This window comes from Pseudomonas sp. 15C (genome assembly GCF_055484735.1).
Map to the genome: position 1 here is coordinate 1 of NZ_JBUDGD010000079.1, position 18,494 is coordinate 18,494.

At 60.1% G+C, this 18,494-nt stretch carries 14 protein-coding genes, 4 tRNA genes and 1 pseudogene; 13 read left to right on the forward strand and 6 right to left on the reverse strand.

The window, feature by feature from the left end:
• Positions 1–138: 138 nt before the first annotated feature.
• Positions 139–3,609, reverse strand: a complete 3,471-nt coding sequence (locus ACYYKW_RS24615) for a hybrid sensor histidine kinase/response regulator (protein ID WP_464991413.1) — start codon at positions 3,607–3,609, stop codon at positions 139–141.
• A gap of 209 nt (positions 3,610–3,818) precedes the next feature.
• Here ACYYKW_RS24615 and ACYYKW_RS24620 point away from each other — a divergent pair, with 209 nt between their 5' ends.
• The 3 genes from ACYYKW_RS24620 to ACYYKW_RS24630 all read left to right on the forward strand — a co-directional run bounded on the left by ACYYKW_RS24620 (position 3,819) and on the right by ACYYKW_RS24630 (position 7,357).
• Positions 3,819–4,130, forward strand: a complete 312-nt coding sequence (locus ACYYKW_RS24620; RefSeq protein WP_090282457.1) for a cupin domain-containing protein — start codon at positions 3,819–3,821, stop codon at positions 4,128–4,130.
• 104 nt (positions 4,131–4,234) lie between these two features.
• Complete coding sequence (locus ACYYKW_RS24625) at positions 4,235–5,386, forward strand: TDT family transporter (RefSeq protein WP_093103273.1); 1,152 nt, start codon at positions 4,235–4,237, stop codon at positions 5,384–5,386.
• A gap of 99 nt (positions 5,387–5,485) precedes the next feature.
• Positions 5,486–7,357, forward strand: coding sequence for an MFS transporter (locus ACYYKW_RS24630; protein WP_464991414.1), 1,872 nt, complete (start codon positions 5,486–5,488; stop codon positions 7,355–7,357).
• A gap of 103 nt (positions 7,358–7,460) precedes the next feature.
• Here the strand turns inward: ACYYKW_RS24630 and sugE are convergent, their stop codons facing one another.
• From sugE to rdgC, 3 genes are all read right to left on the reverse strand, one after another.
• Entirely contained in the window at positions 7,461–7,775 is a 315-nt protein-coding gene (gene sugE / locus ACYYKW_RS24635; protein ID WP_093103267.1) for a quaternary ammonium compound efflux SMR transporter SugE, read from the reverse strand.
• Positions 7,776–7,895: 120 nt separating this feature from the next.
• On the reverse strand, positions 7,896–8,861 hold the full coding sequence (locus ACYYKW_RS24640) for a bile acid:sodium symporter family protein (RefSeq protein ID WP_203421298.1): 966 nt from the start codon (positions 8,859–8,861) through the stop codon (positions 7,896–7,898).
• A 161-nt stretch (positions 8,862–9,022) separates the two neighbouring features.
• Positions 9,023–9,943, reverse strand: coding sequence for a recombination-associated protein RdgC (gene rdgC, locus ACYYKW_RS24645; RefSeq protein ID WP_464991415.1), 921 nt, complete (start codon positions 9,941–9,943; stop codon positions 9,023–9,025).
• Positions 9,944–10,102: 159 nt separating this feature from the next.
• Between rdgC and ACYYKW_RS24650 the strand changes: the two genes are divergently transcribed.
• The 4 genes from ACYYKW_RS24650 (at position 10,103) to ACYYKW_RS24665 (ending at position 10,637) form a co-directional block, all read left to right on the forward strand.
• Positions 10,103–10,178: transfer RNA gene (locus ACYYKW_RS24650), tRNA-Val, on the forward strand.
• 19 nt (positions 10,179–10,197) lie between these two features.
• Positions 10,198–10,274: transfer RNA gene (locus ACYYKW_RS24655), tRNA-Asp, on the forward strand.
• 191 nt (positions 10,275–10,465) lie between these two features.
• Positions 10,466–10,541 (forward strand) — tRNA-Val (locus tag ACYYKW_RS24660).
• 19 nt (positions 10,542–10,560) lie between these two features.
• Positions 10,561–10,637 (forward strand) — tRNA-Asp (locus ACYYKW_RS24665).
• A gap of 102 nt (positions 10,638–10,739) precedes the next feature.
• Here the strand turns inward: ACYYKW_RS24665 and ACYYKW_RS24670 are convergent.
• Together ACYYKW_RS24670 and ACYYKW_RS24675 are read right to left on the reverse strand one after the other, a co-directional pair.
• On the reverse strand, positions 10,740–11,873 hold the full coding sequence (locus tag ACYYKW_RS24670) for a catalase family protein (protein WP_464991418.1): 1,134 nt from the start codon (positions 11,871–11,873) through the stop codon (positions 10,740–10,742).
• 26 nt (positions 11,874–11,899) lie between these two features.
• Entirely contained in the window at positions 11,900–13,708 is a 1,809-nt protein-coding gene (locus tag ACYYKW_RS24675) for a di-heme-cytochrome C peroxidase (protein ID WP_464991416.1), read from the reverse strand.
• A 270-nt stretch (positions 13,709–13,978) separates the two neighbouring features.
• On the opposite strand from ACYYKW_RS24675, the gene ACYYKW_RS24680 reads away from it, so the two are divergent.
• The 6 genes and pseudogenes from ACYYKW_RS24680 to ACYYKW_RS24705 all read left to right on the forward strand — a co-directional run.
• A complete protein-coding gene (locus ACYYKW_RS24680; RefSeq protein ID WP_007919751.1) occupies positions 13,979–14,695 on the forward strand; it encodes an FKBP-type peptidyl-prolyl cis-trans isomerase in 717 nt (238 codons plus the stop codon).
• A 294-nt stretch (positions 14,696–14,989) separates the two neighbouring features.
• Entirely contained in the window at positions 14,990–15,445 is a 456-nt protein-coding gene (locus ACYYKW_RS24685) for a YkvA family protein (RefSeq protein ID WP_258449951.1), read from the forward strand.
• A 114-nt stretch (positions 15,446–15,559) separates the two neighbouring features.
• Positions 15,560–15,901, forward strand: coding sequence for a helix-turn-helix domain-containing protein (locus ACYYKW_RS24690; protein ID WP_464991417.1), 342 nt, complete (start codon positions 15,560–15,562; stop codon positions 15,899–15,901).
• Positions 15,898–16,269: a hypothetical protein gene (locus tag ACYYKW_RS24695; protein WP_007898892.1), complete on the forward strand. Its 372-nt coding sequence runs from the start codon at positions 15,898–15,900 to the stop codon at positions 16,267–16,269. The genes ACYYKW_RS24690 and ACYYKW_RS24695 overlap by 4 nt, the downstream gene beginning before the upstream one ends.
• Positions 16,270–16,677, forward strand: coding sequence for an SEL1-like repeat protein (locus tag ACYYKW_RS24700; RefSeq protein WP_093103252.1), 408 nt, complete (start codon positions 16,270–16,272; stop codon positions 16,675–16,677).
• 239 nt (positions 16,678–16,916) lie between these two features.
• Positions 16,917–18,407, forward strand: a pseudogene (locus tag ACYYKW_RS24705) (DUF6531 domain-containing protein); the annotation flags it as partial.
• Between the last annotated feature and the right edge of the window lie 87 nt (positions 18,408–18,494).

Genomic DNA, 18,494 nt, shown 5'->3' on the forward strand with positions numbered 1-18,494 from the left:
GCCATCTCCTTCGCGATGAGCAATGTGTCTATTTAAAAGTGTCCACCATGTCTCCGAACATGTGTCTACCATGTGTCCGGTACATACAGGGAGAGGGCTAGGGAGAGGGGCTTTTGATTTTCTCTTTGAGGTCACCCCCTACAACGGCAAATACCGGCTCAACAATGCCCGCAACGCTGCCGGTTTCACCGGTTTGGCCAGGTAATCCAGGCCCGCGGCATGCACTTGGGCAACCATTTCCGGGCGTCCGTCAGCGCTGATCACGACCCCCGGCACCGGTTCGCCCAGGCGCGTGCGCAGCCATGCCATCAGTTCGGTGCCGGTGTCGCCGTGGTCGAGGTGATAGTCGACCAGCGCCAGTTGCGGGCGGATGCCTTCGCTGAGCAGCGCCGCACATTCCTCGCGATTGCGCGCGGTCCAGACCTGGCAGCCCCAGCGGCTCAACAGGCTGTTCATGCCGATCAGGATGCTGTCTTCATTGTCGATGCACAGCACCTGCGCGCCGCTGAGCAATTTGCCATTGATTTCGGCGGTGGCACTGGCCGGCGCGGTTTGTGAACTCGCGAGCGGTACGCTGACGCTGAATACGCTGCCGCGCCCCGGCCATGAACGCACGCGCAGGGTATGGCCGAGCACGCGGCATAGACCGTCGGCGATTGCCAGGCCGAGGCCGAGGCCTTTTTCGGCGCGGGTCTGGTGGCTGTCGAGGCGTTTGAATTCCTCGAATATCACCTGCTGTTTATCCTCGGGAATGCCTGGCCCGCGATCCCAGACTTCCAGACACAGTTCACCGCCGCGTCGGCGCGCGCCGAGCAATACCGGGCCTTTGGCGTAGCGGAACGCGTTGGTGAGGAAATTCTGCAGAATCCGCCGCAGCAACTTGATGTCGCTGTCGATGCGCAAATGACTGCCGCGCACGCGGAAGGTCAGCCCCTGTTCCTGCGCCAGGGCCTTGAACTCGGCGCCGAGAATGTCGAACAGTTCGTTGAGCGCAAAGGGCTTGCGATCGGGGTTGATCTTGCCGTTTTCCAGTCGGGAAATATCCAGCAGATCGCTGATCAGGTCTTCGGCCGAACGCAACGAGCTGTCGAGATGCTGCACCAGTTTTTGCGCGTCGCTGCTCAAGCCTTCGCTTTGATGGGAGAGAGCGGCGGAAAACAGCCGGGCGGCATTGAGCGGTTGCATCAGGTCATGACTGACCGCCGCCAGAAAGCGGGTTTTCGACTGGCTGGCCGCTTCGGCGGTGCCTTTGGCCGCCGTCAGCGCAAGGTTGAGCTGCGACAATTCCTGGGTACGTTCGCTGACCCGTTGCTCCAGCCCTTCGTTGGCCTCGGTCAGCGCCTGTTCGGCTTCGCGGAACGCGGTAATGTCGGTGAAACTCATGACGAAGCCGCCGCCGGGCATCGGATTGCCGATCAACTCGATCACCCGGCCGTTGGGGAACAGCCGCTCGGAAGTGTGCGCGCGGCCCTGACGCATCCAGTGCAGGCGCCGCGCAACGTGGACTTCCGCTTCGCCGGGGCCACACAAACCGCGCTCAGCGTTGTAGCGAATGATGTCGGCAATCGGCCGGCCGACGCTGATCAAGCCGTCGGGGTAATTGAACAGCTCCAGATAGCGGCGATTCCACGCCACCAGTTTCAGCGACTGGTCGACCACGCTGATGCCCTGGGTGATGTTTTCAATCGCGCCTTGCAGCAGGGCACGGTTGAATTGAAGCACTTCGGAGGCTTCGTCAGCGATGCGCACGACGTCCTCCAACTGCATCTCCCGACCTTCGATGGCAGCTTTTACCACCGCGCGCGTTGAAGAAGCGCCGAGTACACCGGCGAGCAAACGCTCGGTGTGGGCGATCCATTCACTGTCGGCATTCTGGTTCGGGTTAAAGCCTTTGCCTTGGCGGTAGGCAAAACGAATAAAGCTCTGCCGCGCACGTTCTTCACCGACGAAGCGCGCGGCCAGTTGCAGCAGATCGTCGATCTGCACCGCCAGCATCGAGCGCGCACTTGGCCGTGCGCTGATCTCCTGACCGATGAAACGTCCGGCCTGCCAGTGTTCCGACACTCGCGTGCGCGACAGCACCGAGACCCAGGCAAACAGGGTGAAGTTGCCGGCCAGCGACAGCACCACGCCCTGGGTCAGTGGGCTGATCGGCAGGTTCAGCGGGTTGCTGTGCAGCCATGCCAGCCCCGGAAAACTGTTCAGCGACCAACCGAGACTGTGCGCGGCAATCGGCAGGACCAGCGTGTAGAACCAGAGGAATGTGCCCGCGGCGAGGCCGGCAAACACGCCGCGGCGGTTGGCCTGCTTCCAGTACAGCGCGCCGAGCATGGCCGGGGCCAGTTGCGTCACTGCGGCGAAAGCGATCTGACCGATGGTTGCCAGGCTTGCGGTGGAGCCGAGCAAGCGGTAGCTGACGTAGGCCAGCAACAGAATGACCACGATGCTCACGCGGCGCACCGACAGCATCCACTGACGGAACACCTCGAACGGCCGCTCGGCATTGTTGCGTCGCAGCAGCCACGGCAGGAGCATGTCGTTGGAGACCATGGTCGACAGCGCTACGCTGGCGACGATCACCATGCCGGTGGCCGCCGACGCGCCGCCGATAAACGCCAGCATCGCCAGCGCCGGATGCGCCTGGGCCAATGGCAGGCTGATCACGAAGGAGTCGGGCAGCACGTCACTGGGCAGCATCATCTGACCGGCCAGAGCGATCGGGACTACAAACAGCGCAGCGAGGGCGAGGTAGGCCGGAAACACCCATTTGGCCAGGCGCAAATCTTGCGGATCGATGTTTTCCACCACGGTGACGTGGAACTGCCGCGGCAGGCAGATGATCGCCATCATCGCCACGCCGGTCTGCACCACCATCGACGGCCAGTTGATCGTCTCTTTCCAGTATTGCTCGAGGCGCGGCGCGAGCATCGCTTGATTGAAAAGGTCATCGAAACCGTCGTACAGGCCATACGTGACGAAGGCGCCGACCGCGAGAAACGCGAACAGCTTCACCAGCGATTCGAAGGCAATCGCCAGCACCATGCCGCGGTGGTGCTCGGTGGCATCGAGGTTGCGCGTACCGAAGACAATGGTGAACAGCGCCAGCACCAGCGACACGATCAACGCGGTGTCCTGAGCGCGTGTGCCCATTGCGTCGGCGCCGGCGCCGATCAACAGGTTCACGCCGAGAACAATGCCTTTGAGTTGCAGGGCAATATAAGGCAGCACGCCGACCAGACAGATCAACGCGACGACCACCGCCAGCGATTGCGATTTGCCGTAGCGCGCGGCGATGAAGTCAGCGATGGAGGTGATGTTCTCCTGTTTGCTGATCATCACCATTTTTTGCAGGACCCACGGCGCGCCGACCAGCAACAGGATCGGCCCGAGGTAGATCGGCAGGAATGACCATAGTTGTTCCGCCGCCTGACCGACCGCGCCGAAAAACGTCCAGCTCGTGCAGTAAACCGCCAGCGACAGGCTGTACACCCAGGCACGCACACGCGGCGGCAACGGCGTGCTGCGACGGTCGCCGTAAAAGGCGATGGCGAACATGATGGCCATATAGGCCAGGGCGACGGCGGCGATCAGCCCGGTGGACAACGACATGCAACACTCCCGACAAAAGACTCCCCGGCACTCCTGCCCGGGCGGACAGTCTGGCATGCGCGCGGCGGTTAGTCAGTGTCGACCATGGTCGTGGCGTGGCGGGGTGTCGCAGCCGTTAACCTGCGCCGGCAGTTGCCCATATGTGCAACGCTCCCTAATCGCCCGGCTTTCGGTTAGCCTGCCTTGACCATTCTTCTCACGGACCGATCATGAAGATTATTCGCAGCAAAGCCTTCACCGCCGACCGCGCCTGGGGCGCGCTGGACATTGCCAGCATGAACGGCATCACCACGCGCCTGCACTGGACTGATCAACCATACAAGTGGCACGTCAACGATGGCGAGGAAGTGTTCGTAGTGCTCGATGGTCAAGTGACGATGCATTACCGCGAACAGGGCGAAGAAAAACAGGTGCAGCTCGCCGTCGGTGACATCTTCTACGCCTCCGTGGGCACCGAGCATGTCGCCCATCCGCAAGGCGAGGCGCGGATTCTGGTGATCGAAAACGAAGGCAGCGTTTGACCCATATCGGAAAAACAGATAACAGTTAGAGATATTACCCGTTATATAGATATTCGATTCGGTTCTACCATGAACTCAACCTCACCAGAGGACAGGAGTTCATGATGATTTGCCCACAAACCGCCAAACCCGGCCTCAAGCCGTTCAGCCAGCTTCAGCACCCGCGTGAAGTGATTCGTCAGTTCACTCCCAACTGGTTCGCCGCAACCATGGGCACCGGTGTACTGGCGTTGGCGCTGGCGCAACTACCGTTTGCCGTCCCCGGCCTGCGCGCCGTGGCTGAAGCGCTGTGGTTGTTCAACATTCTGTTGTTCACGCTGTTTACCGTTGCCTACGCCGCACGCTGGATCCTGTTTTTCGACGAAGCCCGGCGGATTTTCGGCCACTCCACCGTGTCGATGTTCTTCGGCACGATCCCGATGGGGCTGGCGACGATCATCAATGGCTTTCTCGTCTTTGGTCTGCCGCGCTGGGGCGAGGGCGTGATTGATCTGGCCGAAGTGCTGTGGTGGATTGACGTGGCAATGTCGCTCGCTTGCGGCGTATTGATTCCCTACATGATGTTCACCCGTCAGGAACACAGTATTGATCAGATGACCGCCGTCTGGCTGTTGCCGGTAGTGGCAGCAGAAGTGGCCGCGGCCAGTGGTGGCCTGCTTGCGCCGCACCTCACCGATGCTCATGCGCAACTGGTGGTGCTGACCACAAGCTACGTCCTCTGGGCATTTTCCCTACCCGTGGCGTTCAGCATTCTGACCATTCTGCTGCTGCGCATGGCGCTGCATAAACTGCCCCACGAAAACATGGCCGCGTCAAGCTGGCTGGCGCTCGGGCCGATCGGCACCGGCGCGCTGGGCATGTTGCTGCTGGGCGGCGATGCGCCGCTGATTTTCGCCGCCAACGGTTTGCCGGGCATCGGTGAGATCGCTGCCGGGCTCGGGCTGGTCGCCGGTATCACGCTGTGGGGCTTCGGACTTTGGTGGATGCTGATGGCGCTGTTGATCACCGTGCGCTACCTGCGCGATGGCATCCCGTTCAACCTCGGCTGGTGGGGGTTTACGTTCCCGCTGGGCGTGTATTCGTTGGCCACCCTGAAACTGGCGAGCACCCTGAACCTGGCATTTTTCAGCGTCGTCGGCACGGCGCTGGTGATGTTGCTGGCGCTGATGTGGCTGATCGTCGGCAAGCGCACCGTCCAGGGTGCCTGGCGTGGCGAGCTGTTTGTCTCGCCTTGCATCGCAGGTTTGAAGCAATAACCTGAAAAGTTTAGGTAAGGTGTGGCCTGAAACGCGGTTCGAGATTCCAATAAGCAGTATCCAGGCCTCGCTACCTTAAACATCAGGGAAACACGGAAGATGAGTCACCCCTCACAGTTCAACCTGCTGCGCACCCGGCGCTTCCTGCCGTTTTTCATTACGCAGTCACTCGGTGCGTTCAACGACAACGTGTTCAAACAGTCGTTGATTCTCGCGATCCTCTACCGGCTGACCATCGAGGGTGACCGATCGATCTGGGTCAACCTGTGTGCGCTGTTGTTTATCCTGCCGTTTTTCCTGTTCTCGGCACTGGCGGGGCAGTTTGGCGAAAAGTTCGCCAAGGACGCACTGATCCGTCTGATCAAACTCGCGGAAATCGCGATCATGGCCGTCGGATCGGTCGGTTTTCTTTTCGATCATTTGTCGCTGATGCTGGTGGCGCTGTTCGCCATGGGCACTCATTCGGCGCTGTTCGGACCAGTCAAATACTCGATCCTGCCGCAGGCGCTGCGTGATGATGAGTTGGTCGGTGGCAATGGCCTGGTGGAAATGGGTACGTTTCTGGCGATTCTCGCCGGGACGATTGGTGCCGGGATCATGATGTCGTCAGAGCACTATGCGCCGGTGGTCTCTGCCGCCATCGTCGGCATTGCCGTGCTGGGTTATCTGGCCAGCCGCAGTATTCCCCGCGCTGCTGCGTCCACCCCTGAAATGCGTTTGAACTGGAACATTTTCAGCCAATCCTGGGCGACGTTGAAACTCGGTCTGGGCCAGACGCCCGCCGTGTCGCGCTCGATTGTCGGTAACTCGTGGTTCTGGTTTGTCGGGGCGATTTACCTGACGCAGATTCCGGCCTACGCCAAGGAGTGGATGCACGGCGATGAGACCGTGGTCACCCTGATCCTCACTGTGTTTTCGGTGGGCATTGCACTGGGTTCAATGCTTTGCGAGAAGCTGTCCGGGCGCAAGGTCGAAATCGGTCTGGTGCCGTTCGGCTCGTTCGGCCTGACGGTGTTCGGCCTGCTGTTGTGGTGGCATTCCGGCGGGATTCCCGACAGCGTCAACGGCCATAGCTGGATTGAAGTGCTGGGCTTCGTTCACACCTGGGCGGTGCTGATCGACATTCTTGGCCTCGGTATATTCGGCGGCTTCTATATCGTGCCGCTCTACGCGCTGATTCAGTCGCGCACCGCCGAGAACGAGCGGGCGCGGGTGATTGCCGCGAACAACATACTCAACGCGCTGTTCATGGTGGTTTCGGCGATTGTTTCGATCGTTTTGTTGAGCGTGGCCAAGCTGTCGATCCCGCAGCTGTTCTTGGTCGTGTCGCTGCTGAACATCGGCGTCAACGCCTACATCTTCAAGATCGTGCCCGAATTCAGCATGCGTTTCATGATCTGGCTGCTCAGCCATTCCATGTACCGCGTCGAGCACCGCAACCTTGAAGCGATTCCCGATGAAGGCGCGGCATTGCTGGTGTGCAACCACGTATCGTTTGTCGATGCCTTGCTGATCGGCGGCGCGGTGCGCAGGCCGATTCGTTTTGTCATGTACTACAAGATCTACAACCTGCCGGTGCTGAACTTTATCTTCCGCACCGCGGGCGCGATTCCTATTGCGGGGCGCCAGGAAGACATTCAAATCTACGAAAAGGCCTTCAGCCGTATTGCGCAATATCTGAAGGATGGCGAGTTGGTGTGCATCTTCCCGGAAGGCAAGTTGACCGCCGATGGCGAAATCAACGAGTTTCGCGGCGGGCTGACGCGGATTCTCGAAGAGACACCAGTGCCGGTGATTCCGTTGGCGTTGCAGGGGTTGTGGGGGAGTTTTTTCAGTCGCGATCCGAGCAAGGGCTTTTTTCGCCGGTTGTGGTCGCGGGTGACGCTGGTGGCGGGTTCGGCGATTACCGAAGGGGCGGAGCCGGCGAAGTTGCAGGTGTTGGTCGGGGAGTTGCGCGGATCTGTTAGATAGGCGTTGACTGGACGGCCCTCATCGCTGGCAAGCCAGCTCCCACAGGTTCGATGGTGTACACCAATCTTGTGGGAGCTGGCTTGCCAGCGATGGGGCCGGTGGCTTAAGCGCTGACCTTAAGGCCAATCAACCCGGTAATGATCAACGCCACACTCGCCAGCCGAATCAACGCCATCGATTCGCCAAACAGTATGATCCCGGCGATCACCGTGCCGACCGCACCGACACCGGTCCAGATCGCATAGGCCGTACCCAACGGCAAATCCTTTACCGCCAACCCCAGCAGGCCAAGGCTCACGGCCATGGCTGCAATGGTCAGTACGGTGGGTAGCGGGCGGGTGAAGCCGTCGGTGTATTTCAGGCCGACAGCCCAGCCAACCTCGAACAGGCCGGCGAAAAACAGAATGATCCAGGACATGCGAGACCTCCATCGATTGACGGGGTCGTCCCCAGATTAATGACTCGAGCGAGCCGCAGGGTCGTCCCCGCGTTGCGCAACAGTCTGCCGAGCATTAACCCGGGGATCAAGTTTGGGTCTTCAGTCGGCCGCTTGTTGCGCCGCCGTCTGGCGATCTGCCTTTTCACTCATCCGGCGGAAGTATGTCGACAGCAGTGCCCCGGAAATATTGTGCCAGACGCTGAACAATGCACTCGGCACTGCCGCCAATGGCGAAAAGTGCGCGCTGGCCAGCGCGGCGCCGAGCCCCGAATTCTGCATGCCGACTTCCAGCGCCAGCGACTTGCGCTGCGCCAATGGCAATTTGAACAGGCGCCCGGTGAAGTAGCCGAGCAGGTAACCGAAGCTGTTGTGCAGCATCACTACCGCCATGATCAGCAGGCCCGACTCGGCGATTTTTGCCTGACTGGCCGCGACCACCGCCGTGACGATGATCACGATGCTGACCACCGAGACCAGTGGCAGCACGTCGACCGCATGGCGAACCTTGTCCCCCAATACGCGCTGGGCCACCACGCCAAGCACGATCGGCAGCAGCACCACTTGCAGGATCGACCAGAACAGCTCCATGAACGACACCGGCAGCCACGCCGAAGCCAGCAGCCAGATCAGCGCCGGGGTCAACAGTGGGGCGAGGAGGGTGGTGACGGCGGCGATGGCCACCGACAACGCCAGATCACCGCGCGCCAGCCAGGTCATCACATTGGACGACGTGCCGCTTGGGCAGCAACCGACCAGGATCACGCCGACGGCGATTTCCGGTGGCAGATGAAACACCTGGCAGAGCAACCACGCCACACCGGGCATGATCACGAAATGCGCAACCACGCCCAACGCCACGCGCCAGGGATGGCGAGCAACGGCAGCGAAGTCGTCAAGTTTGAGGGTCAGGCCCATGCCGAACATTACCAGCCCCAGCAGCGGCACGATGGCGCTTTTCAGGCCGAGGAACCACGCCGGCTGCAGAAACGCGATCACGGCGAAAATCAGTACCCAGTAAGCGAAGGTATTGCCGACAAAACGGCTGAGTGCAGCCAGTGCGCGCATGGCCTGTTCCTTATTTTAGGTTACACCACATAACATTGTGGGAGCTGGCTTGCCAGCGATGGCGGCGTGTCAGACTCCCTGTAAGCCATCTGTAACACCGCTATCGCTGGCAAGCCAGCTCCCACATTTGAACCGGTTCCTTCAATGGGAACAGGTTGTTTTTAGATCCCCTGCGGAGTCTCTTCCCCGCCCAGCGCTTCCACCAGTGCCGGCAGGAAGTCGCCGAAGGTCAGCATCATCAGGGTGAAGCTCGCGTCCAGTTGGCCGAGGGCTTCGTCGCCGCCGTCCTGTTCCGCCTGATCCTGCAGCAAGTCCTCGAACTTCAGGCGCTTGACGGTCATCTTGTCGTCGAGCATGAACGACAACTTTTCCTGCCAGGCCAGCGACAACTGGGTGACCACTTTGCCGGTGCTCAGGTGCAGCTGGATCTCTTCGCTGGTCAGGTCCTGACGCTTGCAGCGCACGATGCCACCGTCTTCGTGGGTGTCGCGCAGTTCGCACTCGTCCAGTACATAGAAGTCGTCGGCAGCTTTTTGCGTGGTGACCCAATCGGTCATCACGGCGGTCGGTGCCATTTTCACGGTCAACGGACGCACGGGCAGGGTGCCGATCACTTCACGCAGGGTCGACAACAAGTCTTCGGCGCGTTTCGGGCTGGCCGAGTTGACCAGGATCAGCCCCTGTTTCGGCGCGACGGCAGCAAAGGTCGACGAGCGACGAATGAAGGCGCGCGGCAGGAAGGCCTGGATGATTTCATCCTTGATCTGGTCGCGTTCCTTTTTATAGACCTTGCGCATCTGCTCGGCTTCGATCTCTTCGACCTTTTCCTTGACCGCGTCACGCACGACGCTGCCCGGCAGAATGCGTTCTTCCTTACGCGCAGCAATCAGCAGGAAGTCACCGCTGACATGCACCAGTGGCGCGTCTTCGCCTTTGCCGAACGGCGCGACGAAACCGTAGGTGGTCAACTCCTGGCTTGCACATGGACGCGCCAGTTTGGTGGCCAGTGCAGTTTCCAGCGCCTCGGCATCGACAGGCAGGTCTTGGGTCAGGCGATAGATAAGCAGGTTCTTGAACCACATGGGGTGAGTCTCTCCTTTATACAAAGGGGGGCATTATTGTCTTCGCCGTCGCATAGGCCAACCCTTCTCTAAGCCTTTGGAAGGCCTCGGAAAATTATTTAAAAAAGTGCTTGCCAGAGGTGGGGTCGCTCCGTAGAATGCGCGCCACACCGAAGCGAAGGGTGATTAGCTCAGCTGGGAGAGCGTCTGCCTTACAAGCAGAATGTCGGCGGTTCGATCCCGTCATCACCCACCATTCGTTTCAAGTGTTTAGCGCAGCGGTAGTTCAGTCGGTTAGAATACCGGCCTGTCACGCCGGGGGTCGCGGGTTCGAGTCCCGTCCGCTGCGCCATATTCGGTAACCTGGACCACTGAACGCCAGGTCACCACGGAAAAGCCCGCTGAAGCGGGCTTTTTTCTGCCCCAAGGTTGTACCCGCGGGATGCATGGTTTCACCGGTTTTCGGATTTATTTGAAAAAAACTTCAATTAAATCAACACATTACGGAAATTTGTGGCATAATGCGCCCCGTAACGAAGCGAAGGGTGATTAGCTCAGCTGGGAGAGCGTCTGCCTTACAAGCAGAATGTCGGCGGTTCGATCCCGTCATCACCCACCATTCGTTTCAAGCGTTTCGCGCAGCGGTAGTTCAGTCGGTTAGAATACCGGCCTGTCACGCCGGGGGTCGCGGGTTCGAGTCCCGTCCGCTGCGCCATATTCGGCATCTGGAACACTGAACGCCAGATGCCACGGAAAGCCCGCCTTGTGCGGGCTTTTTGCTGTCTGGCGTTTGCGAATTCAGCGCTGCGCGCGCTGCTCACTCGCCGTTGCGTTGATGACGATAGTCGCTGACGGCCTCGTACACCGCTTTGCGCAGGCGGTTGATGCCACCGATCGGGCGATGCGCTTCAATGCCGAACCACGGGTTGAACGACAGGTTGTCGCATTGCAGATTCAGCGCCGGGGTGTCGAAATCCTGCGGCGGCAAAGTGATCCGGGCGACGGTTTCGAAGGGTGAATCCTGTTCGCGCCATTCAATACTGGTGTCCTCGATCGGCATGAACTTGTTGGCATCCTGGCGCTGGATCTGCAGAACGAAGCAGGCCGGCACGCGATCAGTCGTCAATTGTTGAGTCAAGGCGTTGCGCAGGAAATTCGGCAGATCATGGTTTTGCTTCGGCAATGTATAGGCCGGGCAATTGTCCGGGTCCGGCGCGACGCGAAATTTTGCGTTGGCCTCGCCAAATTTATACGGCGATACCGAAAAATACGTCGTCTCGGTCGGGCTGTCCGGTGGCGGTGCCAAGGTTGCCAGCGCGATAAACAAATGGCGAACCTGCCAGGTGCGCGGGTCCCAGGCAGGGAAGAACGCCATGACTTTTTTGCCATCGGCCTGCGCCGCGACATTCTGCCGGTACTCGGCGACATCGCTGACAAAGAAATTCGGGTGGCTGAACATGACGAAATCCTGTTCCGGCGAAGCCTGGCGGTTGCCGAGCAACTGTTTACCCGGAACATCGAGCAGTTTGATCGCCATGCCGCGGGCGTCGCGGATGCTGTCGAACTGCGGATAGGCATTGCCGTTCGACAGCCGGATCAGCGCCTGCCAGGTTTTGCCCGGCTCTCTGAACACGCCTTGACGCAGGGATTGCTCGAGATCCGGCAAAACCTGCACCTGCGCTTTTACACAACCGTGAGCCTTGGCGTGCGCATCACGCAGATAGCGCGTCGGTTCGCGATGCTGATCGACGATACGCACGGCGGTCTGGATCACGCTTTGCGTCAGCGCCGCTTCGCCGAGCGGAATCTGCTCGAGCGCCGACACCGGGCCGCGGTACTGCCAGGCGAACCAGGCGCTGGCAATGGCCCAGCCGAGCAGGCCGATGGCGAGCACGATCAGCAACAGTTTGCCGAGCCATCGGCCGATGCGCAGCCAGATCCGCGCCAACAATGGCAGTTCTTTCTTGAAGGTCGAGATCATGGCAGTTGCGCCTCCAGCGGGCCGCCGAGCACTTTCAGGTATTCCAGCAAGGCCCAACGTTCTTCCGGCTGCAACAACCGGCCAATCACACCGTTGCCGCGTTCGCCAGCACGAAATTCATGACCGCTGTTGTGGTTGCCGCTGATGCGCGTATCGAACAGGAAGCCATTGGTAAAGGCCTCGGTGCGATAACCCAGATGGCGCGGATCGTATTCGAAGCTGCCCTTATAAAAGGTGGTGGCGCGCTCATCCTGCGGCGACAGCAACTGATAAAGGCTCGGCACCGAACCGTTGTGCAGAAACGGCGCGGTGGCCCAGACCCCGGCCAATGGCCGCGCCTTGTAGGCGACTTTTTCCTGTACGCCGATCGGCAGGCCGAAACCGTCCAGTTGCGGTTTCTCTTGCGGCGTGACGTTGGCTTCCCGATAGGCGCGGTTCTCGACAAAAGCGGTGACGTACGCCAATCCTTTGGCCACTGACAACTGGCTGAGGTCTAGCGGTTCCTTGGGCGTCGGGTGCAGTTTGACGTCCATCGTTTGCAGCTCTTTCAGGTCCCATTGCAACGCGCTCAGGTCGAAACGGTGACTGGCAATGTTGTTGGCGGCGTTGGGATCGGTACCGATCACCGCGACCGGCAACATATGCAGACTTTGCACCCAGCGCTCGCCTTCCTTGGTCTGCGGCGGCACATGGCATCCGGCGCAATTTTCGGTAAACAGTGCGCGGCCCTTCGCGGCCAGCGGCTTGTCGATGGCACCGAACAGTGCCTCTGGCCAGGCGGGCGGGCGGAGTCTTTGCAAGGTTTCTTCAATGGCGTGCAGATCACGCACGCGCACGCTGGAGGCGTAGCGCGCATCGCCTTGCAGCGGTTGGCCGTTGCTGTCGAAAAAATTCAGCGTGGCGCCGACGCCCAGCGCCTCGCCGATATTGCGCGCCATCGGCTGTTGCGCCGAGCCGTTCCATTGCACCCAATCGAACGTCCACATGTCCCACAGTTGCGGGTAATCCACCGGCGCATCGGCCACGCGATAGTTGCTCGCGGAGATCGCATCGCCAAACGTGGCGTTGGCGATCCGCCCGAACGCGTCGGTGCGTCCAGGGCCTTCTTCGGTTGGATAGAGGCCGCGATGAGTATCGTTCCAGGCCACCTTGAGGAAGGTGTCCAGCGAAGTTTTGAAGTCTTTGCGCAACTGTTGCTGGCCCGCATCATAGGCATCGCCCAATACGTTTCTGGCGAAACGTTCGAATTTCCACGGGTTGTAGTAAGTCGAGGTCAGACTGGCTACCAATGCCTGTCCGAAACTGCCACCGCGCAGCGTAGGAACGCTGGAGGGCAGCACGTGCTGTGCCGCGCCGCCGTCGATCCGCACCGCCTGACCTTTGAAGCGCAGTTCGCCGGTGTGGCAGGCGGCGCAGGTAATGTCCAGATAATGCTCGCCACTGCCAGGATTCTGGTGCCGAGCAAAACCGACCGGCAGGTTGCCGGGATTGTTCGGCGTGGCTTTCTGCTGTGGATCGAGCAGGAAGCCGAAGCGTGCGAGGTACTCGGGCGAGGCGAAGCGCTGCTGCGAGAAGGGCAGCTCGAGTGCCTGGAACCATTCGTAGCGCAGGCCTTTGACCTGCGTGCCCTGTGGCGTGAAGTAATAGGTTTGCCGGTCCTGCTCGCTCCACTGATCAAGGTAATGCACTTGCTCGGCGGGCGTGTAGAAAGGCAATTTCGGATTGGCGACGTAATACAGCACCACGGCCAGAACGAGGCCCAGCAGTACGACGATCAGGGTCAGCACACGGAATAAGAGGCGCAAGATAAACTTCCTTGTCAATTTATTGCGCTGTTATGCCTGAGCTGAACCCCATGCGGCAAGTGGCCATTACGCCAGATGCTGCGATCCGGTTTAACAGTTGCTCTGGGAAGCAGATGACAGAAGCTTCATCCTCGCGTGCGCCCAATGCGTTTCAGTCCCTGAACTTATCGCAAGTTTGCTGCTCTCATGCCGGTAGCCATTGGTCGTGGCGGCCTGATAAGCTCGCGGCTTTACTCGATTGCCCATTCGGCGCATGAACAAGGAAATAGCATGAAACAGCATCGGTTGGCGGCGGCGGTAGCCCTGGTTAGCCTGGTACTCGCGGGTTGTGACTCGCAGACCAGCGTAGAGCTGAAAACCCCGGCGCAGAAAGCTTCCTACGGCATCGGCCTGAACATGGGCAAAAGCCTGGCTCAGGAAGGCATGGATGACCTGGACTCCAAAGCGGTAGCCCAGGGCATCGAAGATGCCGTCGGCAAGAAAGAACAGAAGCTGAAAGATGAAGAGCTGGTCGAAGCCTTCGCTGCGCTGCAAAAGCGTGCCGAAGAGCGCATGGCCAAGATGAGCGAAGAGTCGGCAGCCGCCGGCAAGAAATTCCTCGAAGAAAACGGCAAGAAGGCCGGCGTGACGACTACCGCCTCGGGTCTGCAGTATGAAGTGGTGAAGAAGGCCGATGGCCCGCAGCCCAAGCCAACTGACGTAGTGACCGTTCACTACACCGGCAAGCTGACCAACGGCACCGTGTTCGACAGCTCCGTCGAGCGCGGCAGCCCGATCGATCTGCCGGTGAGCGGCGTGATCCCGGGTTGGGTCGAAGGTCTGCAACTGATGCACGTTGGCGAGAAGTACAAACTGTACATCCCTAGCGATCTGGCTTACGGCGCACAATCGCCAAGCCCGGCAATCCCGGCGAACTCGGTTCTGGTCTTCGACCTCGAACTGCTGGCCATCAAGGATCCTGCCAAAGAAGCTGCCGCTGCCAAGTAATTGGTAAAAGCTTCAACAACAACGCCTCGCTTATGCGGGGCGTTGTTGCATCTGGGCCCCGGCAAGGGTAAACAGAACGAACCGATGCCGCTTGGCACAGTCATAGCCATTGAGGCTGCGCGTGCTAGCCGCCCTGAGCAGCCAAGTCAATGAAATATTGGGGTTTTTTGTGTGAGTAAAAAACGCCCGATCTGAGCGCAGCCCTTATGAAACGGGGCTTTCAGCGCTTAAATGCAGCTCTGTTCACAAGGTTATCCACAATTTGTGTGGATAACATTTCAGTGGGAGGAATAGATGAAAGCGCCGTGGAATTTCGTTCGATTCCTGCCCTTGGCCGGCCGTCTGCTGGCCCGTGGTCGTTTGCCGACCTTGTTGTTCGCGGTGGCCAGCAAGGGGGCCGCGCAAGGCAATCGTCTGGGCAAGCTCAAAGATGATCTGCGCCTGCTTCAGTCACTGTGTCTGGCCTACTGGCGCGGCGAGTACCGGGCCATCAGCAGCAAAGCATTGATTTCGGTGGTGGCGGGTTTGATGTACTTTCTCAGCCCGGTGGATGCGGTGCCGGATTTCATTCCCATGTTCGGCATGCTCGACGACGTCGCCGTCCTTGCCTGGCTGATGAAAACCCTCAGCGATGAACTCGATGCCTTTCGCCAATGGCGTAACCGTCAGCATCCGGAAAAACTGGCGGTGGTCGAACGCCTGCCGGATACCCCCGAACAACTGCAACTGCAAGGGCCGAAAAAGCCCTGAATTGTGCAGCCCCGCCTTCAGATAAATCCCCCCCCGCGACCTTGGCCGCTGTTAGGATTACACTTCCAGGGAAAAGTGCCGACTCGCTAAGTGTTGTTGTCCTACGGGGTAGTCATGGATATTCAGATCATTGCACGCGATGGCGAACCCGAATACGCGGTTTTGCCGTGGGCTCAGTATCAGGCTCTACTAAAAGCAGCAGGCATCAACGAGACACCGACGCGTCCGGCAGCCACGCCGCTCGCAGCCACGGCAGATCTGATTCTTCCGGGTCTGGATCAGCTACGCAGTTTGCGCGAAGGGAAGGGCATCGCCATCGAGGCGCTGGCCCGCACGGTAGGCATCAGCCCGTCTTATCTGGCCATGATCGAAAGTGGCGAGCGTCAGCCTGACGCCGCGATTCGCCGCAGCCTGGCTTGGGAACTGACGGTGCCAGGGTGGAGAGAAGAATCGTGAGCGTACGCATCAGTCGTCAACATTGGGATGGATTGCTGGGGGAGCTGGACCAGGCGCGACGTCAGCGCCATCTGCTGACTTATCGGGCCTTGCTGGAGCGGTTGCAACTGCCGACACCGGCCATGCAAACCCTGACCGCCGCGCTTGAGCATCTGGCGGCGCTGGACGCCAGGGCCGAACAGCCGCTGCGCAGTTCGCTGGTGATCAGCCAGGGCGCAAGCCGTTTGCCACGCACCGGTTTTTTTGAATGCGTCGAACGACTCGGGCGTTTTTCCGGGCCGTCCGATGGCGTTGCCGCGGCCTCCTGGCATGCCTCGGAAGTGGTGCGTGTCTTTGAGTACGAGTACCCGGAATCGGCGGAGGCCTGAGTGTTCTTGCGCCTCAAGGCGCGGGCCGGTTACTGGCTGGCTCGCCGGCTGTTTCATTGGTCGTGGCTGGTGCGTCAGCCGCGTGGCTGGCACTGGCTTGAAGGCCAGTTTGCGCGCATGGCCAACCTTGGCGATGTCTCTGCGCAAAGTTTCTACGGGCACATCCTGACCTTTCGTGGCGTCGGCCTCGGTGCGCGCGAAGAGGGCATTCGCTTGTTGCGTCTGGCAGCGCTCGGTGGTGATGGCAAAGCGGCTTATCAGCTCGGCGTGATCAGCCTCGCCGGCACACCGAGCAAGGCGCCTGACGCTGCCGAAGCTGCGCGCTGGTGGGGTATGGCGGCCAAGGCCGGGCACCCTTTGGCCGGGCTCAAACTGCAAGAACTGAGCCGCGGCGACTCAACGCAATAAATCCATTTCTGTCAGTTCTATAAACGTGGCGTGAGGTTTTCCTCACGCCACGTTTGCGTTTAATCGAACGTGTTTATCTGTAAGCGATTTATTACAGACAAGTCCTACAGGCATCGCCTACTTGCCTGACTTCTTTCCCGATTGATCCCCCGCACAGTTCCCGCGCCTAACTTTTTGCGCGAGGGAACGCTCATGTTTGACCCGCTGAACCCATCCACTTCGCACCTGCGCGTGCGCTGATGGACGCCATCAACCGCATCGAGCAAGCACTCGACAGCTTTCCCGGCACCCTCAGTCTCTATCGCCAGCAACTCGAGCATTGGCTCAACCGTACGGCCGACTCGGTCAGCCATGCGGCGGATCTGCCATCGCTGATGGGCATGGAGCGAGTCATTCGCTTCGGCGAACACAGCACCACCGTCAGCAGTGCCGACGACCAGTTTTTCTCAGGGGTCGTGCAGTGTCCGCAGGGCGGGGTGATGCAGATCGAGAGCAAGTTCGAGTCGGTCTACGACATTGCGCTCGGCAACATTCAAGTCGATGTGATCGCCATGGACGGTGGCGAAACGACGCCGGTGACCCTTGACGCACAAGGCAAGGGGTCGTTCAAAGGCACGCCGGGCAAGTTCTACCGGGTGCAGGTGCACAGCGAGGTCACGCCGGGTCAGCTCGACGATCTTTTCAAAGCCTACGACGGCGTGACCCGCGAACTGGACGGCTGGCTGCGCAGCGAATGGCAGGGTTTCAAGCCGCAATGGTCGCAGTCCGTGGCGACGGCAGCCGGCAATGGCCTGTTGGCCGGCAGTTGGGCGGCGATCGAGGGTGTCTGGGACAGCATCGGTCTGCTCTCGGACATCTTGCGCGACCCCGGCGCGTTTGTTGAGCGACTGGGCAGCGGCGCAACCGAGTTGATGGAGCTGGCCACGACGGCGCCGGAGCTGATGGAAAAGCTGCAGTTGCTGGCCAGTGACGAAGCGGCGCTGTGTTTGCTGCTGCGTACGGCCAGCCTTTGGCTGGAAATGTTGCCGCCCAGTGAGATCGCCGGCAAAACCGCTGAAGCCGCATCCATGATGATGGTTCAGTTGCTGATCGATGTGCTGATCGGCGTGGTCCTGACATTTGCCAGTGGTGGCGCGGGCATTGCCTATCTGAGCCTGCGTCTGGCCGACCGCGCCGTGCAATTGCTCGCGGCGGTGAAGCGTTTGGTCAAGGCCATGTTCGGCATCGTCAGCACCTTCATTGAATACGTCGACCGCTACAAGAGCGTCGCCGCTCGCGGTATCGCTGCCGGGGTGAAAAAAGGCCGGATGCAATTGCGTTGGGATGCCAGGCGTAACACCACGCTGAAAAAAGACGAACCGCACGACGACTCCCCCGACCAGGCGAAAAACCCCAACGGCGACAGCGCCGATTGCGTGCCGCTGACCTGCACCAATGGTTGCCCGGTGTCGATGGTTACCGGTGAGGAACTGCTGACGCTGACCGACGCGGTGCTAGATGGTGTGCTGCCGTTTGAATTCAGCCGTTTGTATCGCTCGAGCGCCGTCGAAATCGATATCGGCTTGGGGTTTGGCTGGAGCCATTCGCTGGCGCATCGGCTGGAGTTTGAGAGCGACTTTGTTGTTTGGGTCGACCATGAAAACCGTCGTACGCGATTTCCTTTACCCAGTGCGACCCGGCCGGCGATTCACAACAGTCTGTCGCGGGCGGCGATTTTTCTTGGCGATGATCGTTCCTGTTGAAGAGCTGCTCGGGGTTCCCTCGTACACGGAAACGCCCAGACGCAGCTTGACCTCGACCTGGTATCGACGGCTGCA